The organism is Cerasibacillus sp. JNUCC 74 (assembly GCF_053667775.1).
Window position 1 is genome coordinate 2,174,301 of sequence record NZ_CM132207.1, and the last position, 19,643, is coordinate 2,193,943.

Genomic DNA, 19,643 nt, shown 5'->3' on the forward strand with positions numbered 1-19,643 from the left:
AAATAATTGCTTTTAAAAATATCCCTTTTTTATAACTTCTAATAATTATAATTATTTGTCAAGTAATGTAGTTTTATTTATTTGCATCCATTAATTTTTGAATCTCTGACATGATCACTTCCGCCGCTTCTTGCGCAGATGCTTTTCGTTCCTTAAGTTCTTTCATTGAAATTGGCTGTCCATAGACGACCTTTAACTTTTTAAATGGTTGATATGTTCCAATGATCGCACAGGGAACGATTATTGCCTCTGATCGAAGGGCAAAGAATCCTGCTCCAGCTAGCGGTTTTTTGAGTTTTCCAGTTTTACTTCTGGTACCTTCAGGAAATAAACCTAGCGTGTGACCTTCTTTTAGAATCGCCATCCCTTTTCTTAAAGCATTTCGATCAGCTATTCCCCGTTTTACCGGGAAAGCTTGAATAGCTGTTAATAATTTACCGAGTAAAAGTTTTTCAAACAATTCTTGTTTTGCCATAAAATAAATACTTCTTGGTGAAGTTATTCCAACTGTTGGTGGATCTAAATTAGAAATATGATTCGAACAAATAATAACAGGTCCCGTTTTGGGAATATTTTCTTTTCCAATTACTCGAATGCGAAATAATGGGAAAAAAATAACGGAAACTACCAATTTAGCTATTTTATATAAATTCATCATCTTTCCCTCTAACCAGCTTATTTATTTTAATAAAGTGAAACTTCATTCAGTAGGAGTTTTCTTCCATCTCCTACTGAATGTTAGTAAAACGAATCGGGCATTTAGGTGCCGTTTTTCCCCGCTTAGCCCCCTTTTGTATGAACTCAGGGATCTTGAAGTGGGAGTCTTACGGCACCTTACATGCGGGATAAAGGAATGAGCTTATTTAATCAATAGAAATTAGTTCCATCTAATAATTTTTCTATATAAAGTGAATCTTTAATCAGTGGAGGGTCTTTTATTGCCCACTGATTGTTAGTACCGCAAGGGTATAACCTAAAAGTCTCTGAACAGAATCAGGCATTTGATTTGTAGTTGATTCCTTCACTTACCCTCCCAGAGACCACCTCGTAAGCATGGCAAGGGTTAAACCAGAATTATAACCAAATATACTTATTTATAACTTTTCTTTTTCATTTATACTTATAAATACGTATTTAAAAAGGAGTTAAAATGACCAAAGTTGGCTAAGATCGAAGTATGCTAGCAACACGAGCTCTTAAGCTAGACGAAGATACGTTTTAAAAAAGTTATCCGCTATGTACAAACGGATAGCCAATAAAAATTTCACTACGTCGACTTAACTACAATGCTAAAATTTTATCCATTTCTTTCTAACGGTATCCAGAAAATTTGTCGTCATGTTTGACACACTTTTGAGCATACCCGATAAATGCACGATTAGTAACCCTTGCTCATTATTTTGAATTAATGTAATTTACGAACCTCTTCAAGAATTCGTTCAGCTACTTCCTCAATTGTTAAAGATGTCGTATCAATTTCTACAGCATCTTCTGCCTTTATTAAAGGGGAGATCTCCCGTTTGGAATCAAGTTCATCTCTTTGTTCGATTTCTTTTTTCAATTCATTGAAATCTGTATGTATTCCTTTTCTCTTATTTTCTTCATATCTTCGTTTTGCTCGTTCTTCGACAGATGCGACTAAAAAGATTTTAACCTCTGCGTCTGGTAATACATGTGTCCCAATATCACGTCCATCCATGACGACATCTTTTTCTTCTGCTAACAACTGTTGTCGTCTTACCATTTCTTTTCTAATTAATCGATGCTTCGCAACATAAGACACAGCATTTGTTACCTCATTTGAGCGAATAGCTGTTGTGACATCTTGCCCATCAATAAATACAAGCTGACCATCTCTGCCTTGCTTCAACTCCATTATGGTTGTTTCAAGTAATTTTACAAGAGCAGCTTCTTCATTTACATTAACATCATTTTTGAGCGCTTTCCAAGTAATAGCTCGATACATCGCTCCAGTATCTATATAAATACAAGAGAGCTTTTCTGCTACGATTTTTGCTACTGTACTTTTTCCTGCTGCAGCAGGACCATCAATTGCAACCGTTATTGTTTTATTTTCCATGAATGGTATCCATTCCTCTCATACATTTCTTGCATAAAAATCAGCTGAAAAAACTTGACCATGCCAAGTTTTATAAAAATAAGCCCTGTATTAAATAATAACATATTCATTAAATGATGGTCTATTCCTATAGCTAGGTTTTCCCTTTTTACCTAAGATTAATCTAATAATTGCTTTCTTCTTGCTTCTCTTTGCTTTTCAAAGCAATAACGGATAATAGACTGCTGCATCTTTTGATCTATATTTACATATTTAAATGCAGCGATCGTAATTCCGTTCTTTCCCTCCTTGTCAAAGACTAATTCCGCTTTTGTATGTGGATAAACGTACTGCCCACCTGCTAATGGCAATACCATCCATAACTCAACTAATTTTCCTTTTAATTTTTTATGCTTCGGTAATAAAACGGATACCCCTCCGCCACTTATATCATTTGTAACTGTCGTAAACGGCGGAAAAAGCTGATCTGGAGAATGGACAGCTATATCGACAGTTGCATCTACCCGAACGAAATTTCTCCGTTGTACGCGCTTTAATTCTTCTGGTAATGTCATTGCTAAAGCCTTTATATTTAATTTAACTTTAGCGGCTAATCTGGAACGAAAGTGATAAACGACCTCATCCTCACCTATAAAAAACACATCAAATACGGTGCCTTTATTAAAAAAAGCAGTTTTTTTCGTTTTTACATCGACAGGATAATCAATGAATAAATACTTGTCATTTTTATCGATAATTTTACACCGATACTTTTTATTTTGTTTATTGGCTTGGGTAATCAGCAACTGGAGTACCGTTCCTATTTTCATACCCATTCACCTCCATAGCCCTTTATACCTATTATTACAGATATTAAAAAAAAGAGGAAGACATAACGTCATCCTCTAGCATAATTTATTTCCGATCCGGTTAGTTTTTCTACATTTTCTTCTCGACCATCTTCAGCGTTAATAAAGATTCGATAGGTCTCATTTCCCATTGTTCCAAGAAATTCATATGTTAGTACTTCTTCGCCTAAATCGTTATCAATCACAGCTAGGTATTCTTCCTGAATATCTACATTCGGGTTTACCTTTTCTTTAGCTTCCTCAATACTAATTTTTGGTTCAGGCTTTTCTCTTTCATTGTGGTTCATAAAATAATCAATTGCCGTTAAACCGAGAATTTCACCATTGTCTAGGGCTACTTTTACTTCAACTGCATCTGAATAGTAACGAACACCATCTTTACTAAATAGGAATGAATAAGCCCCAATATTATTATATTGTGCACTTTGAAAAACAATCATATTATTAAAATCATTTTTTTTCAAAAATGCTTCTGCTTTTTTCATCCCACTATTTAAGCTAATCTTCTTTGTATTAACAGGTCGATCAATGAGGAAGGTCATTGGGTGTCCACCTTTTTGTGATAGATCCATATAAGCACTTTTCTTATTATTCCGGTAGGAAATACTATATACGGGAACATCAGCACCTTTTCCGCTTTTTGTAATTCGTATCTTTTCTTTGTTATCTATCGAAAGAATTTTTTTTGCTTTAGCTAGTGCTTCATCCTCTTTTAAAGGTTTGCCTTCTAAATTTTTAAAATGGTGTTCCCTAACGGTTTGGTTAGATATAGATGCTTGGCCAATTCCTTCTGCAAAACCTTCTGCTTTTTTCTCCACTGTTTTAAATCCATCTATAATTGTATTATCGATTTGCTCACCTTCATTTGCTAACGCAAGCTGTACATCCATCCAACGTAAATCATTTTCTAAAGCGGTATGTTGAACTTTCCGTAATTCATCTTTAATTTCTCCAGACTGTTTATACAAATTTTCTAACGTCTTCGTTTCTTTATCCGATAACGGTTCTTTTTCAAGATCTCGTACTGCAGTACGGTATGTGAACTCACCAATATTAGCTAGGAACTCCTCAGTTTTATTAAATGGTAATAATCCCAAAGGCAATTGTCCAACATCTGATAAGGCCTCTGAAGTAACCCGCCATATCTCAACAAGCTGAGGAGATATGCGTTGCTTTGAATTCATTGCTAATGCCGAACCAATTTTATCATTTAACATATCAATTCGGTATGTTAACTCATGGAAAGCTCGTTGATACGTATTTTCCGCCTGAATGAGCACGGCATTTTTTTCCTGATGTTCTTGGTAACCCCACACCCCTGTTCCAATAATTCCTAGGGATAATACAACAATAAGTATCCAACGAAACATTTTTATATCACCTACCTATTTACAAAAAATATGTTTACCAATTTTTTTAATTTGTGGTCTTGACCAAATCCAAGACGATGTCGCGGTATTTGGATTAAAATAATAAATAGCGTTTCCTGAAGGATCCCAACCATTTATCGCATCCAATACAGCTTCTCTTGCCGTTTCGTCTGGAGTTAACCAAATCTGTCCATCAGCAACAGCAGTAAAGGCTCTCGGTTCAAAAATAACACCAGACACCGTATTGGGAAATGTTGGACTCTCCACGCGATTTAAAATTACTGCAGCTACAGCTACTTGACCAACATAAGGTTCTCCTCTTGCCTCTCCATGAACCGCATTAGCCATTAACCGAATATCGTTTTGCGAATAACCCGGTGGTACGTTAACAGCGGTAGTATTATCTTGCTTATTTGCTTGCTCACCACCTCCAGACTGTTTTTTTCCACCACCATAATGGGTGAATTTTCTTCCTTTATTAATTTGTTCTTTTACATAGGCTTCATCATATTTACTAGCTTTAACTAACTTTTGCTTTGTTGTAGGTCCGGCTAATCCGTCAATTTCCAGACCAAACTCATACTGAAAATTACGTAATGCCCAATACGTTCCCCAGCCAAAGACACCGTCAATTTTCCCATTATAAAAACCTAAATATTGTAATCTTGCCTGCAGTTCTATAACATCATCACCTGCTGCTCCATGCTGAATAACTTGGGAACTAAAAGCATGAACTGTTTTATCCGGCTGCACATTTTGCATTCCAAGGAATAAAAAACTAACTATAAATAAGGAAACCATCAGTTTTTTATTGGTCATACATTTTCCTCCTGATATTCATAGTATTGTCTAGATAGTTTTTGATATAATTCTTTTTTTATTCATGGTTGATTTATAATAAATAAGGTTTTACACGCTAACCTTAGGTTGTTTACTTCAGAATCATGAAGTTATAGAAAGTAAAGGAATAGTTGTAATACGTTAAGGGAGAATATCCATGTGAACAATCCAGTTGACAATCGGATACAGATTAGAAGTGAGTGACTAAATTTAAAATATAGTCATAAGGCAACTATTTTCGAAAAATTGGTAATTCTATTTCATACGAACCATTTTTATCCCTTACTTCCACTGACGGCAGTTCTATCTCCATTCATTCCCTTAATATACAACTAAATTAAGAAGATGATAATTATTAGGAGGTGATAAAACATGAACCATCAAACGAAATTAACAAATGAACAGATCCTTGGGTCTTCCTTTATTCCTTTATTAGGAAGGCTCTTTTGTGATATCTAATGTTTCATTTGAAAAGTTAATGTTTTTAAATCCTTCATTATAATTCTTTAGCGAGATCAAGTGTTCCATATAAGAGGCAATTATTCACTAAAAGATAATAGCCTCTAATTAATGAAAATGGACATAAACATTTATAAGCAAACCACGATGTTTGTAAGAAAAACATGAAGTATTGAATAACGAATCCGATTTGTCCAATCTTTTTTATGGGTTCTTTTATTTATTGTAGAATAAGGATTTACGAGATGTTAAATTTTATCTTAAACATTAGCGACTGCTATTTGGATTTTTCTTCACAAAAAATTCCCTGTCTAAACTGTACAGAGAATTTCATTGTTTTATACATATGATACATAGCTATATTGCTGGATCATCCTCTTGTTTTTCATAGTTAGAGTAAGCTGGATACATTATAGTATTAGCAATTTTCATTCGATGTAAAGAAAGGAGCCACAAACCAATCATGAATGGCGCTAAGATTATGACCCAATTATCTTTAAGTTGGGTAAGAATATAGTTATAGGTTCCATGTAATAAATAAGGCATGAGGAAGGCTAAAAACAGTGTCCTGCGCTTATGAACAGAAAATATTTTCGCTTTTCCAAAATAGTACCCCATAATAACTCCGAAAAGTGCATGTGAGGAAACAGGGAAAAAGGCCCGAATAAATGCATATTTAATGCCATTTGTAAATAAGTATAAAATATTCTCTAGTGTTGCAAACCCAAGGCTAATAGCTACTGCATAAACAATACCATCGTAATGTGCATCGAATTCAGAATGATGGTAAATAGCATACATAAAAATAAACCATTTAAAAAACTCTTCCAATAAGCCAACAACTAGAAACGATTCAACAAACGGATTTGTTACAACACCTTCCGTTTGCAGCACATACTGAATAAACATAATAGGAAAAACAAGCAACATCCCTAAAATAAAGGTACGAATAATTAATGCTAGTGGTTCCGTAACACGATCTTTTAAATAAAAAAATGACATTAAGGCTAATGCCGGTGCAACTCCAGCTGATAAAATAGTAAACATAGCTTACAAACCTCTTTCCCTAATACCATTATCGTTTCATCTAACCGATATAATTAAAAACAGACAGAAGATAAGCATTTACTGGCTTTGCACATTTGTAACCAACATTAAGTTCTAAAGTGGATTAAATATTTCAGATATATTTGGATGGTTACTAGCTAACCCCACCATTAGCTTCATTCTGGCTTTTTTACTATCATAATCTCTTCCAAGAATAACTCCAGTTTTTTTTAAATCAAACGCGCTTCCTTCATAATCATAAGTCGTATAAACTTCCCCCTCCACAGCAGAAGTAGTAATAACCACAATAATTCCAGCTTGAATGCACTGTTTTATTTCCCCCATCATTGCAGGTGTTACTTGACCTCTGCCGACACCTTCTAAAACTATTCCATCAACATTAGCTTCTCTAGCTGCTCTTACATATTTATCGTCAGCACCCATATAACACTTAATAATATCAACTTCAGGTAATGATGACTTCAACTCATAAAACTCATTGACTAAAGGTTTCTGGAAAATGTACACTGCTTCATTATCAATAATTCCAAGATAACCAAAGCCGAATGAATTAAAGCCTTGAACATTGGAAGCATGTTCCTTTTTTACATAACGAGAATGAAAAATACGTTCATTAAAAACGACTACAACACCGACATGATATAAATCCTCACTACACGCTGCGAGAATAGCATGCTTTATATTTATAAAAGCATCTGTTCCTACTTCACCAGGTGAACGCTGTGATCCAGTAAAAACAATGGGTTTTTTATGATTGGTTATTAAATTAATAAAATAAGATGACTCTTCTAATGTATCTGTTCCTTGAGTAACAACTACTCCAGATACATCATCCTTTCTTAAATAAAGATCGATCCGCTCTTTCAATGTTAATAGATCATCAAAGGTTAGATGCATACTTGCCTTTTGTAACATCGACTCTACTTCTACATTTATGTCTGCTGGTATATCACAGTATTGAACAATTTCTTCCCCTGTAATAACTCCAGATTCTAATAACCCTGTGTCTTCCTTCTTTTTACTTGCAATTGTGCCACCAGTAGCAATTAAAACCACTTTTTTTCGTTTCATAAGGCAACACCCACTTATCTAATTTTTTATTAATCACCTTTTTATGAAAAGTACTCTTTTCTAGCATATTTGTTTTGTCGAATCCAGTCAATTAAAAGGGAATGTTTGTACGGAATAAGAAATATTTTACGGTCTTTTTTGGTGCTTCCTCAAGTATTGACCAACAAAAAAAGTATAGTATAACCAAAATGACTAAGACACAAATACTTAGGGTGAAAGGATGTCAAATTTATTTGAGTACAAGCTTTAAGAAAAACATCTTTATTCAACTTTTTAGTAGTGGAATTTATTAAATTTAAAATGCATGGATTTAATTATCTGTCAACGAATCGGATATTTTATGTACCGCTATTTTCTGATTTTCTTAAGTGGTATGGCACTTTTGATAGGGTGAAAAGGAGGAATGAAAAGGATAATTTGGTAAATAATATGATGATTGGTTTGCTGTGAGTGATCTGAATTTGCAGATAAGAGTTGGAGATATTTACGATTTACACCGTCTCAACAGGCAGGAAAATCCCCATCATTCACGCTGTTACAAGACTTTTAGAATTGATGAAGGGAAGATTATTTTTGAAGATGGAAAAACAATTATCATTGGAATAGGTACATTCATCGGACTTGTTCTACAGAAGTTATATTTCTATCCTTATATAACAGTTCAAGAGAATATCGAATTCTTTTGTTCATTATAGAGGTTGCTCAAAAAGCACGCTAAAAATGGCATATCAAATTTCTTCGCACGTTAGAACGGGATAAAATGTTAGCGTTAGTTCATTCAACGTAGTTAAAAATTTTTAAGTTCTACATATACGTGCAACAAGGCTTTTTGCTCTTCGCTTACTGCTAGCCAAGTTTTCTTTATTGGCTTGTTTCTCGTTCCTTGGAAAAGAAAAACACTTTCCTACGCGGAAATGAGTCTCAATGATGTAATGCTCGTGCTTATGTATCCAGCTATTCGAAACTCTGCCGCCTTGAACTTCAACTAGATAGGGCATACTTGTGATGGTGTTGCAACAGGACAAAGAAATCTTCTTGAATAAACATCACGATTTATCAAGTACAAAGTATTCTTCGACAGCAATACGCAGAAAAAGCACTTTGCTGCCTGAGACCTTAAGCGACCTTGGTCTGCTTAACGTTTTTATATAGCTATAATAAATTGAAATAAAGCTACAAACTGAAAAAGCTACGGAATTAGCTGATTAAACAGGCGGGCAAGAAAATTACAAGATCACAAATGAAGCACTTAGTTAGAAGCAACCTTTCTATTAAATGAAGGGGCTTTTGATACCTTATTCTTTTCTAAAAAAATTTATGACAATTCATATATCATAAAGCCAATGTCATGCTTGTGTTTATCATTCCCCTTTATCCTTAATCCTTGCGGGAAGATATTCCGCAAGGATTAAGTTATCAGCTCAAACATCTCGCCCTAGGGTTTATAATTTACTAGAAACAGCATCAGCAATTTTCCCTCCGTGAAAACGTCCATTTTCGATGAAAATTTTATTGTTATTAAAACCTGCTGCTATAACACCAGCTACATATAGGCCTGCAATATTAGTCTCATACGTTTCTTCATTATAAAAAGGCTCTCCTGTTTTAGGATCTACTTCGATCCCACAGGAGGTAAGAAAGTCAATATCCGGTCGGTAACCGGTCATGGCAAATACAAAGTCGTTACGAAGCTCCTTTTCCTCATTACCAACTTTGTAAAATACAGCGTTATCTGTAATTTTACAAACTGTAGCATGAAAAATCATATTTACTTTTTCTTTTTGAACAAGTGAATCAAATTCTGGCAGAATCCAAGGCTTTATGCTTTCTGAATATTGACCACCACGATATAATACCGTGACATAAGCTCCTGCTTTATGCAATTCCATTGCCGCATCGACTGCTGAATTTTTTCCGCCGATGACAACAACATCCCTTTTAAAGTATGGGTGTGCTTCTTTAAAATAATGCGAAACCTTTGGTAATTCTTCTCCAGGTATATTTAACATATTTGGTTGACCGTAATATCCCGTAGCTATGACAACATAATCTGCTAAATATTCCTGTTTTGTAGTTACTACATGAAAACAATCTTCCACTCGATTAACAGTTGTAACTGTTTCAAACGTATGAATACGTAATTCTTTACGTTCAGCGACAGCTCGGTAATATGCAAGTGCTTGATTACGCACAGGCTTATGTTTTTCAGTAATAAAAGCAACATCGCCAATTTCTAACCTATCACTGGAACTAAAAAAGGTCTGATGGGTAGGATAACGATAGATTGCATCTACAATATTACCTTTCTCAATAATTAATGGTTGAACACCTAATTTTTGTAACTCAATAGCTGCAGACATTCCGCAAGGCCCGCTGCCAACGACAATCACTTTTTCTTGTTGCATATACTTAACCCTTCTTTCTATCTATAAAGTCTGACTAAATTCGCTATTTTTTCTTATCTTACATCTATACATAAAAACTTTCTTCTAATAGAAAAAACTCTTATCTAACTATACAAGATAAGAGTTTTTTCGTCATCTATTCGTGCTTATCTAATTTGTTATTTATACCCAACCGCGGAATCTTGAAGCTTCTGCCATTTTCCGAACACCAATCATATAAGCAGCTAAACGCATATCAACTCGTCTTGTTTCCGCAGTATTATAAATCGAATTAAATGCGTTAATCATAATCTCGTGGAGCTTCTTATCAATTTCTTCTTCAGACCAATAATAACCTTGGTTATTTTGTACCCATTCAAAATAAGAAACGGTTACTCCACCAGCTGAAGCTAGTACGTCAGGTACTAACAATATTCCGCGTTCTGTCAAAATTTTTGTGGCTTCCATTGTTGTAGGGCCATTGGCTGCTTCAACAACAATACCGGCTTTAATATTGTGAGCATTTTCTTCTGTGATTTGATTTTCAACAGCTGCAGGCACTAAAATGTCACATTCTTTTTCAAGCAACTCTTTATTGGTAATGGTGTTATTAAACAATTTGGTTACGGTTCCAAAGCTGTCTCTACGATCTAACAAATAGTCAATATCCAGGCCTTCCGAATCATAAAGAGCGCCATAAGCATCAGATATTCCTACAACTTTTGCACCAGCATCATGCAAAAATTTAGACAGAAAACTACCAGCGTTTCCAAATCCTTGAATGATTACACTTGCCCCTTTAACATCAATGCCTCTTTTTTTCGCAGCTTCATTGATACAAATTGTAACACCTTTCGCAGTTGCAGATTCCCTACCATGTGAACCGCCAAGAACTATTGGTTTACCAGTTATAAAGCCAGGACTATTAAATTCATCAATACGGCTATATTCATCCATCATCCAAGCCATGATTTGGGAATTTGTAAATACATCTGGTGCTGGGATATCTTTTGTTGGTCCGACAATTTGGCTAATTGCCCGGACATACCCCCTGCTTAATCCTTCCAGCTCGCGGAAAGACATTTCACGAGGATCACAAATGATACCGCCCTTTCCACCACCATATGGTAAATCAACAATTCCGGCTTTTAAGCTCATCCAAATAGATAATGCTTTTACTTCATCTTCTGTCACGTCCGGATGAAATCGAACTCCACCTTTTGTCGGTCCAACGGAATCATTGTGTTGTGCACGATATCCAGTAAATACTTTAATCGAACCATCATCCATCCGTACAGGGATACGAACTGTCATCATACGAATCGGATCTTTGAATAATTCATAGACCTCCTCAGGGTAACCCAATTTCTCCAATGCAGTTTTTACAACAGCTCGTGTTGAACTTAAAATATCCATTTTCTCTTTCACTTCTTTGGTAGAATCTGCTGCGTTATCGGCTACCATGAATTTACCTCCTAGAATATCTCAAAATAATAGTTAATAGAAGATGTTCAAAAGGTTCGGTAAAAGTGACGCAAAGAAATCCTTATTGGCTTTTTTCTCCAGCTCCTGAATTGTTTTATGGTTGTTAGTCTATCAATTTCAGGAGTTAAGTAGATGACATTGTACTACCCCTTTTCCAATTGTAAGCGCCTTCTTAGAGCAGAAATCTTCTAAATACTTCATCTGCAAGAAACACTTAAACGGTTTTGCTAATTAAAGCTTACGCCATTAAAACCTCTCCGTCCTTTTTAATCCCCCTTATTTGAACATACAATATAGCTGTACTCAGACATTAGTATACACTTTCACTGTAAATATGCAATAAAATTACTCTAATTTTTCACAACGAAAATTTGTTAGATTAATTTCATTGCTTTAGCAGCTAGTAACTTGACTTTATTATGCTTACGTATTTGCCTTCATAACAGCAATTATCCAATAGATATCGTAACATTTTATAAAGAAACCTTCTAGTCCATTCTTTAATTTATTGGATAAATAAAAAACGAAATGCAACTCGCAATAAAGTTTAACACAGTTTTATTACATGATAGTTACATATTGTCATAAGAAAGTACTAGAAATATATTTTCTCTAAGGGAAGTTCTTATTCGATTATTTCTATTTATCTACTTCAATAAAAAACTAATGAAAAGTAAAGTTAATAACTATAAAGCAAGCCCATGGTCACGAGATCCGAAATTAGCGTTTAGAATAAAATAATTGAATAATTTTCTTGACAGCTCCTTCAGAAAAAATTTCTTTTCCGTATTCCTGTAGCCGATGTGTTGTCAAAATGCTAGGTTGAGCAAATTCAGACATTATAGCAATGATATCCTCCCGGTTTGCACCATTTAATTCATGATCATTTAATAGCATATAATACGCATGGTTCATATAATATAACTTTCCCCCCTCAATGGTTAAGGCAGATAAATAGGAAACGACATCGATGACATTTTCAAAATCATGAAAAGAAAATAACAATTTTTTATTTTCATCTAACGTAACTTTCATTTCTACAAAATCAGTATCAAAATCTGCATCAGAAAATTTTTGCGTTACAATAACATGCATGCCCTGTGCTTGCATTAGATGGACTTGAACAAGGAGTGCCCCTTCCAAATCAAAACCTAATTCTGAACTTGCTTCATACATCATATCACTAAACAATTTTCGAACGTTTGATCCGTCATACCATAAATCATCTTTTGTAAATCCACGTTCAATTAAATCATCAAATGTTAAAAAAATAGTAAATTGATTATTAGACACTCTCTCAAATCGCATATTGTAACCTCCTTCAATTGCTGCTTAAGCAGCATCGATAATGATATATAAAGTAAAACTTCATTCGTTAGGGCTTTTGCTGATAAGAGATAGAACGAGGTCTAAGATTTCAGGAATCCCTGAATAATCGCACGAGGTGTGACCGTTGTAGCTTTCCCTATCCTTGAAAAAACGCAATGCGTTGCTGCCGTAGCTTCTCTGTCCTATCGACCCAAATGAATCAGATATTTATTGTCGTTATCTCCCACTTATACTTCTTCATATTCTCTACAGCATTGAAGTAGAGTCTTACAGAACCTTAGATGCATAATTATTGTTCACTAGTTTAATAATTTTAGAACGCCATTATTCTCTTTATACATCCTATGCTTATTAAGCTGTTGTTGAACATGGGCATCTTATTTTTTATACAGTTTTACGAAGATTTCTTAAATAACATATATTTTCAAAGTCGTATGTTCAAAATTAAACACCGTAAAAAATCTCAGAAAAGCTGGCAAATAACTCATCGCCAAGAAAGAGATAAGCCATGATTAAAATGGCTAAAAGAACCAAAATGATAAATGCTAGTCTACGAAAGGGAACACTTATTTTTATTCGAGTTGGTTGTCCCTTATTATTATGAACTTCGCTTCGTGGTGGTAAATTGAGAATGTCTGTATCCCTCTCAATTTCCTCATCAATCATTAATTCTCTGCTTTCGTTTTGCTTATCATCATCTGCAACTACCATATTTCGTAACTCTTTTGCTTGGTCGTCTTGATTATGCTTTTCTTCATTCACCTCGTCCACACCTCTCTTTTAAATCGAATGAAAAATCCTAATAAACAATCGACAATAAAATGAGCAACCATCGTTACAACTAAGTTCTCCGTTAAATAAAACAGATAACCAAGATAAAAACTAACGAAAAGTACAGATATAAGTAATACAGGTTTTTTTAAATAGCGAAAATGAACCAACGCAAACAACAGGCTGGCAAACCAATACCCAAACGATGTTTGCAGCACACCACGAAATAATAGCTCCTCAGAAACAGCGACTAACAGTGAAAAAACAAGGATAAACCAAATTGGCTGTTCAGCAAATATTTTTTCATTAATTCCACCGTCATCATAATATTTTGCTGGCAGAAGATATGTCAAGATTAAATCAATGGAAACAATAACCAAACCAGGTAGTACTCCATAAAAGAGGATTTCCTTTATCTGCCATTGAAACAATTGCAACCATTGAGCGGTGAATGATTCAAATAGAGCAAAGCTAAGGACGAGGCTTATTAAGATGAAAATAATTTGCGATAGAGTAAGTTGCTTTCGCAATTCTTGATTGTCCATACGCAATATCAGTTCACGTTGTTTCATTTGCTCCTCCGATTAATAGTTTATTTTTAAGCTGCTCCTGCCAAGAATAAGTATTCCCTTTGCGCCTTGTTTGTTGTGGTTGCCAATCTTTCCAGGAAAATCCACAATTGCTGCAGCATTGAAATACTGGGGGTTGATAAGAAGATTGAAATCCCTTATACAAATGTTTACGCAAGCAGTCTTGCTGATAAATCCAATCAATGATTTCAGCTAATTTTGCTTGTTTTATCATCGTTCGTTTTTCAATATATGTATATATTTGCTTAAAAGCATGGTCCCATGTCTCCTGCTGAAAATGTATGCTATTATGTTTAATAATACCATGATTTTCTAAATGATACTTGATAAACCGCCATTGAACTTCATTTATATCAAAGCAATTTACAACTTCTTCTTCCTTAATTGGTAGAGGTTTGTCTGCATCATCTAATACCTTTAACTTGTTAAATACGAATACTAATTCTTGCTTGGAAGGAAGTTCTCGGCTAATGATATGTTTTGGCAGCTGAATGTCTTTATTTGAATATAATAATAGGCTGACACTTGCTTCTCCATCTCTTCCAGCCCTGCCAATTTCTTGAATGTACGCTTCTAGTTGTGTTGTTAAATGATAATGAATAACTAAACGAATATTAGGCTTATTAATCCCCATTCCAAAAGCACTCGTACAACAGATAATATCCAATTGATCATTCATAAACTGTTGCTGTATCGTAATACGGTCTTGTTGCTCCATTCCCCCGTGATATACAGCGATGCGAAGATCTAAGCTAGAAGCTAACTCCTGTGCAACTTCTTCTGCTGCTTGCCTGCTGGAAAAATACACTAAGGAGGGAACCCGATATTGGCTAAACAACCGTTTCATAATAACTAGCTTTTCATCTTCGTTTTCTACTTGTTCTACACTAAAAGCAATATTAGGTCGATCCATTGGATAGATGTGCTTAACAAATTCCTTACCTCCTAATGCATATATAATGTCCTCTTGTACCTTTGGTGTAGCTGTAGCACTCAGCGCTAAAACAGGGGGGGATTTACAAGCCATAATTACTTCCTGCAATTTCAAATAGTCCGGTCTAAATTCATGTCCCCATTGAGATATACAATGTGCTTCATCAATAACAAACAAGCTTACCTTTAAATTTCTTAATCTTCCTTGTACATACTGTTGCTGCAGAAGTTCTGGTGAAACATAAATTAGTCTGTAGGTGTGGAGTTTACGTAAAACACTATTCCTCATCTCCCGATTCATAAAGCTGTTAATCGCTGTAACCTGTTTAAATTGCTTCGCTTTTAACTGTTTCACTTGATCAATCATAAGAGAAATAAGCGGAGATACAACAATTGTAGTCCCGTTTAGTAGCTTTGCAGGCAGTTGATAACAAATCGATTTACCAGATCCTGTTGGTAGAATTCCTAAAACATTTTTTCCAGCTAAAATATCACGAATTATCTCTGCTTGTCCTCGACGGAAAGAAGAGTAGCCAAAATTTTGCTGTAATTGCTCTTGTAAAAAAGTGGTTTCAACTTGCAACGTATTCCCTCACTTTCTCCGTATTTTTTAACGTTTAGGAAACTACATCCGTTTTTGCATGGTGGATAACTTTCTTAAAATATAGCTTCGTTATCTAGCTTGAGCGCTTCTAGCTTTTGCTCCACCGCCAACACTAAGCGGATTTGAAAATACGATATATGGCTTGGCACGAGTTCTTTTATTAGTTTCAATTTATAAGAACGCACTATTTTAAAAGCTTCGGTTACCAAATGATAATCTTCATCAGAGACATAGTGTTCAATCGGAAAATCTTCTTCATACAGTGCTATTTCTACAACATGATCATATATCGTATTGACTTTCAATCTCCTTTTTCCAGCGATTCCCTCAATAGAATAACCCGCTTTCAGCAATTGATCGGTAGTCTGAGCAGATGCCGTTATTTGTGAAGTTACCATATCTTCAATTACCTTGGTTAAAATGGAGAAATGATCTCTATTTGCTTTTATTCGTTGAATCATCTGATGGATAATAGCCGTAAGCAGCAACTGTACATCGATGGCGGACATTTGATGGTCGCCTGCCAATTGATAGATACTCTTCCCGTAATTCTTATAGCTAGTTAAACGTTCAACAAAAAGTTTTGCTAGTTTATCTGGGAAATCACATAATAATTTAAATAATTCTTGATATAAGTTGGATAAAAATAGATCTAAGGAGGATTTGATTTTTTGATATTGCTGTTTTACCCAATGTTCTACCTGTGGATTTTCCACAACAGGTATAAATTGAAAATAACTCATTTTCGCATTTGTAGCGGTCTGAATGATTAGATGTAATCGATCGGAAAAAAGTCTGGTTGTACTACTGTATTGTAATCCATGAAACCATGTTAAATAAAGGCCGGGTTCATTTTTATGCAGCCAAAGACTGCCATGTTTGGTTAACATATATACTTGTTCATCATGATGGATTTCTTTGATCATTTCTTGCTCTGTTAAAGCAGTAATCATTTGATCAAACTGTGACTTGGATAGATGTTGGCATACAGAAAAATATGCTTGCAAATGGTATAAATGGATATCCTGTACGGTTTGGATCGACTTTTTCCCTGTTACTATATGATAAACTGCGGAAATAGATCTTTCTGTTTGCAACTTAGACAGACAGCTCAGTATAATTCCTTCTAAAATCAATGATCACTCCTCCAATTCTATAAAACACATTATAGCATTTTTCACACATCTAATGTGCCGTATTTCTAGTCTTTGAAAAATCTGCTTATAATTCTGCAAATATTGTAAGAGAAACGTTTCCCAAATTTCTAATTCGTTTGGGTTGGCAGGACAAATAAGACTTCTCGAATAAAGCATCGCGGTTAAGGACAAGAAGGAACTACGACAGCGATACTTCGCGATTTTTCAAGGACAGGAAAAGCTTCTTGAGTCGGCATCCTACGAAGAAAAGAGCTTTCCCTTTTTAAGGATGTCAATTACAATGACGTTGAAAACTTAGCCTTTGATCCACTGCTTCAAGAAGAAAAACAATCCTTCAAAAATAATTCACTTTATCTACTATCCGCATTATTGAAAAAGTATTATATGGAGTATAAACTTAGAAGGGAAATTCACTAAAGGAGATAACAACATGACTTATTATACTAGAATTGACAGAGAAAAATGCATCGCTTGTGGCGCCTGCATAATGGCAGCACCTGAGCTTTATGATTGTGACGATGATTGTCTCGCCTATTCCTTAAAAGATCGCAATCAAGGAATAACTCCCGTTTGTGACTCCTTGATTGAAGCAATGTTTGAGGCACATGATGGTTGTCCAACAGATTCAGTAAAAATCGCTAAACAACCTTTCCATGGGTTATCATTAGATGACGAATAATCTATTTAACAATCCAAATTTAGAACAGAAATGCTACGACAGTAACATAACATAATTTTTCAAGGGCAAGAGAGTCTTTGGCATAAATATGCCATATTTTTTAAAGTGATACCTGAGTTTTGAGCCATTATTCCACTTCAAGGAGAAAAGTACTCCTTGAAGTAAGCTTCACTTTGTCTTGTCAAAAGTTCCCCAGTTTTGTACATCTACCTAACGCCTGTACCATTTGTCTATCTCCTTGTTAAGTCAATATATACCGGATTCGGAGCTTGCGGAACTGAAATTGGCTTAGCTAAATTGTAATTTTCTATTTTATTGCCCGTAGTTAAATTTTGAAAAATGACTTGCTGATAGCCATAACTTTTGGCAGTCATTAATACAGATTCAATAAGTAACACTAAATTAACGTTTGTTATATTTTCCAGTTTTTTAGAAAACCGAATTTGTAATATATCTTGAGAAGTAGTAAGCTCATATTCGCTATCTTCAGGAATAGTTCGTTTAATACCAAATTTCTCGTCACTTACCTGCAACTTCTGGATAGCCTCTTTAATCGTTTCCTGATGATTATTCGGTATCTGTACAAGCCATTTTTCTGTAGCTTGTTTATATAGCTTGTAACTATATCTAGGATTTGGAGTTAGGGTGATTTTAGAATATAACTCTCCTTCCATCTTTTCTTGATTGTCTTGTCTAAAGCTAATCGTTCGAATTTGATATGGAAGAAACATCGTCATAATATGCTGTTCTAATAAGTTGTTTGTAACTGTTTTTTCCTTCTTAAAAAAATCCACTGGTAACTTCAATGTAGCTTTTTGCTCTTTTTGCTTCAGTTCATATGTTACTCCATGAAGTAAATAGCGTTCATTCGAAATTTGCAGTTCTTTTATGAAGCTGTCTATTTGATTGTAAGCAGCTTGCAAGTTGTTTGCTCCACGGATAATAAATGATATTGGGATCGTATATTGCAATTGCTCATCAGCAATTGCAGCATAGACAATTTGTTCGGAAACATTCATATCATGAATAACAAAACTGTTTTTCTCAATATTTGATTCTGGCTGGTTTGAATATGTCGTCTCTTGTTCTATTGCCTGATCATAAAATTCACTTTCTTCAGTTGTTCTATGATCTGCACTCTCTTCTGTTGTCAGAAAAAAATCAAACGAATAAAATATTGGGATGGAAAAAAAGCCAATTATAAGTACGAAGCCTACAGCTAGGATAGGAATGAGTCTCATTCGTTTACCAGCAACTTGTTTCCGTTGTAAGTTTTCAGAGAGCTGACGATATACAACTGCTTTGGAACAGTTATCTGTTATTTTTGGCAACTGCTGTAGTTGTTTTTTCAATTGTTTATCATTATAGTCGCTCATAATCCGCTTCTCCTTTTCTGTATTTCTCCATCGCCATTTTTAATACCTTTAAACCACGATGCTGGGTTGTTCTTACTTTACTTTCACTAAAATTAAGAATTTCTGCTGTTTCACGAATAGAAAACGATTGTATGTATCGAAGGATAATAACACTCTTTTGATCAACAGTACAATCATCTAAACAACGATAAAGATTTTGGATTTCCTCTTGCTGTTCGGCTATTTCCTCTGGCAAAGGCTGAGCATCTTTTAATTTTTCTCCCTTTTCTCCCCAATCAAAAAAGTCTACAAAACGTTTTCGTTTACGTTTTTGAGAACGGAAATAATCAATAACTACGTGACGTGCAATGGAGAGTAGCCAGGTCTTAACTGAACTGTCTCCCCTAAAACGAGGTAATGATTTAAACACTTTGAAATAAACTTCTTGTAGTAAATCTTCTGTTAACGTTTTGTCCTTTACCATGTAAAAGATAAATTGATATAGGTCTTGATGATGATCGTCATATAGTTGATCAAAAGTTATCTTCATAAAGCCCCTCCGTTCTCTAAATAGTCGATTTTTACATGGAAAAGGTTACAGCTTTCTTATCCTTTACTAT

At 34.8% G+C, this 19,643-nt stretch carries 17 protein-coding genes; 1 reads left to right on the top strand and 16 read right to left on the bottom strand.

From position 1 onward, the window contains the following. Nucleotides 1–73 precede the first annotated feature (73 nt). From JNUCC74_RS09650 to JNUCC74_RS09715, 14 genes are all read right to left on the bottom strand, one after another. The gene (locus tag JNUCC74_RS09650; RefSeq protein WP_454065191.1) at nt 74–655 is read right to left on the bottom strand and encodes a lysophospholipid acyltransferase family protein; all 582 of its coding nucleotides are present in this window, start codon (nt 653–655) and stop codon (nt 74–76) included. Between the two features lie 750 nt (nt 656–1,405). Continuing rightward, nucleotides 1,406–2,080 (bottom strand): (d)CMP kinase, encoded by a 675-nt coding sequence (gene cmk / locus JNUCC74_RS09655; RefSeq protein WP_454065192.1) that lies wholly within the window; start codon nt 2,078–2,080, stop codon nt 1,406–1,408. 158 nt (nt 2,081–2,238) lie between these two features. Next, nucleotides 2,239–2,889: a flagellar brake protein gene (locus JNUCC74_RS09660; protein ID WP_454065193.1), complete on the bottom strand. Its 651-nt coding sequence runs from the start codon at nt 2,887–2,889 to the stop codon at nt 2,239–2,241. Between the two features lie 68 nt (nt 2,890–2,957). Then, nucleotides 2,958–4,298, bottom strand: a complete 1,341-nt coding sequence (ypeB, locus tag JNUCC74_RS09665; RefSeq protein ID WP_454065194.1) for a germination protein YpeB — start codon at nt 4,296–4,298, stop codon at nt 2,958–2,960. 15 nt (nt 4,299–4,313) lie between these two features. Next, nucleotides 4,314–5,117 (bottom strand): spore cortex-lytic enzyme, encoded by an 804-nt coding sequence (sleB, locus tag JNUCC74_RS09670; RefSeq protein ID WP_454065195.1) that lies wholly within the window; start codon nt 5,115–5,117, stop codon nt 4,314–4,316. Between the two features lie 837 nt (nt 5,118–5,954). Next, nucleotides 5,955–6,644, bottom strand: coding sequence for a glutamic-type intramembrane protease PrsW (gene prsW, locus JNUCC74_RS09675; RefSeq protein ID WP_077320641.1), 690 nt, complete (start codon nt 6,642–6,644; stop codon nt 5,955–5,957). 114 nt (nt 6,645–6,758) lie between these two features. Continuing rightward, nucleotides 6,759–7,736, bottom strand: coding sequence for an asparaginase (locus JNUCC74_RS09680; protein WP_454065196.1), 978 nt, complete (start codon nt 7,734–7,736; stop codon nt 6,759–6,761). A 1,442-nt stretch (nt 7,737–9,178) separates the two neighbouring features. Next, complete coding sequence (locus JNUCC74_RS09685) at nt 9,179–10,141, bottom strand: YpdA family putative bacillithiol disulfide reductase (protein WP_454065197.1); 963 nt, start codon at nt 10,139–10,141, stop codon at nt 9,179–9,181. A gap of 162 nt (nt 10,142–10,303) precedes the next feature. Continuing rightward, a complete protein-coding gene (locus JNUCC74_RS09690) occupies nt 10,304–11,584 on the bottom strand; it encodes a Glu/Leu/Phe/Val family dehydrogenase (protein ID WP_454065198.1) in 1,281 nt (426 codons plus the stop codon). Nucleotides 11,585–12,325: 741 nt separating this feature from the next. Then, nucleotides 12,326–12,913: a genetic competence negative regulator gene (locus tag JNUCC74_RS09695; protein WP_454065199.1), complete on the bottom strand. Its 588-nt coding sequence runs from the start codon at nt 12,911–12,913 to the stop codon at nt 12,326–12,328. 465 nt (nt 12,914–13,378) lie between these two features. Then, nucleotides 13,379–13,696, bottom strand: a complete 318-nt coding sequence (locus tag JNUCC74_RS09700) for a hypothetical protein (RefSeq protein WP_077320651.1) — start codon at nt 13,694–13,696, stop codon at nt 13,379–13,381. Continuing rightward, entirely contained in the window at nt 13,693–14,277 is a 585-nt protein-coding gene (locus JNUCC74_RS09705; RefSeq protein ID WP_077320653.1) for a CPBP family intramembrane glutamic endopeptidase, read from the bottom strand. The genes JNUCC74_RS09700 and JNUCC74_RS09705 overlap by 4 nt, the downstream gene beginning before the upstream one ends. Beyond that, nucleotides 14,264–15,811: a RecQ family ATP-dependent DNA helicase gene (locus JNUCC74_RS09710; RefSeq protein ID WP_454065200.1), complete on the bottom strand. Its 1,548-nt coding sequence runs from the start codon at nt 15,809–15,811 to the stop codon at nt 14,264–14,266. The genes JNUCC74_RS09705 and JNUCC74_RS09710 overlap by 14 nt, the downstream gene beginning before the upstream one ends. Before the next feature lie 74 nt (nt 15,812–15,885). Continuing rightward, nucleotides 15,886–16,968, bottom strand: a complete 1,083-nt coding sequence (locus JNUCC74_RS09715; protein ID WP_454065201.1) for a helix-turn-helix domain-containing protein — start codon at nt 16,966–16,968, stop codon at nt 15,886–15,888. 451 nt (nt 16,969–17,419) lie between these two features. On the opposite strand from JNUCC74_RS09715, the gene JNUCC74_RS09720 reads away from it, so the two are divergent. Continuing rightward, nucleotides 17,420–17,668 carry a ferredoxin gene (locus tag JNUCC74_RS09720; RefSeq protein ID WP_454065202.1) on the top strand — a complete coding sequence of 83 codons (249 nt, stop codon included), beginning with the start codon at nt 17,420–17,422 and terminating at the stop codon, nt 17,666–17,668. Between the two features lie 230 nt (nt 17,669–17,898). Here the strand turns inward: JNUCC74_RS09720 and JNUCC74_RS09725 are convergent, their stop codons facing one another. Both JNUCC74_RS09725 and sigX read right to left on the bottom strand, forming a co-directional pair. Beyond that, a complete protein-coding gene (locus tag JNUCC74_RS09725) occupies nt 17,899–19,044 on the bottom strand; it encodes a hypothetical protein (protein WP_454065203.1) in 1,146 nt (381 codons plus the stop codon). Next, complete coding sequence (gene sigX, locus JNUCC74_RS09730) at nt 19,031–19,573, bottom strand: RNA polymerase sigma factor SigX (protein WP_454065204.1); 543 nt, start codon at nt 19,571–19,573, stop codon at nt 19,031–19,033. Before sigX ends, JNUCC74_RS09725 begins: the two co-directional genes overlap by 14 nt. Nucleotides 19,574–19,643 lie beyond the last annotated feature (70 nt).

Coding starts and splice junctions, on each gene's coding strand:
- JNUCC74_RS09660 (WP_454065193.1), bottom strand. CDS start 2,889: ATGAAAATAGGAACGGTACTCCAGTTGCTGATTACCCAAGCCAATAAA.
- JNUCC74_RS09680 (WP_454065196.1), bottom strand. CDS start 7,736: ATGAAACGAAAAAAAGTGGTTTTAATTGCTACTGGTGGCACAATTGCA.
- sigX (WP_454065204.1), bottom strand. CDS start 19,573: ATGAAGATAACTTTTGATCAACTATATGACGATCATCATCAAGACCTA.
- prsW (WP_077320641.1), bottom strand. CDS start 6,644: ATGTTTACTATTTTATCAGCTGGAGTTGCACCGGCATTAGCCTTAATG.
- JNUCC74_RS09720 (WP_454065202.1), top strand. CDS start 17,420: ATGACTTATTATACTAGAATTGACAGAGAAAAATGCATCGCTTGTGGC.
- JNUCC74_RS09705 (WP_077320653.1), bottom strand. CDS start 14,277: ATGAAACAACGTGAACTGATATTGCGTATGGACAATCAAGAATTGCGA.
- JNUCC74_RS09725 (WP_454065203.1), bottom strand. CDS start 19,044: ATGAGCGACTATAATGATAAACAATTGAAAAAACAACTACAGCAGTTG.
- JNUCC74_RS09650 (WP_454065191.1), bottom strand. CDS start 655: ATGAATTTATATAAAATAGCTAAATTGGTAGTTTCCGTTATTTTTTTC.
- JNUCC74_RS09685 (WP_454065197.1), bottom strand. CDS start 10,141: ATGCAACAAGAAAAAGTGATTGTCGTTGGCAGCGGGCCTTGCGGAATG.
- cmk (WP_454065192.1), bottom strand. CDS start 2,080: ATGGAAAATAAAACAATAACGGTTGCAATTGATGGTCCTGCTGCAGCA.
- ypeB (WP_454065194.1), bottom strand. CDS start 4,298: ATGTTTCGTTGGATACTTATTGTTGTATTATCCCTAGGAATTATTGGA.
- JNUCC74_RS09690 (WP_454065198.1), bottom strand. CDS start 11,584: ATGGTAGCCGATAACGCAGCAGATTCTACCAAAGAAGTGAAAGAGAAA.
- JNUCC74_RS09695 (WP_454065199.1), bottom strand. CDS start 12,913: ATGCGATTTGAGAGAGTGTCTAATAATCAATTTACTATTTTTTTAACA.
- sleB (WP_454065195.1), bottom strand. CDS start 5,117: ATGACCAATAAAAAACTGATGGTTTCCTTATTTATAGTTAGTTTTTTA.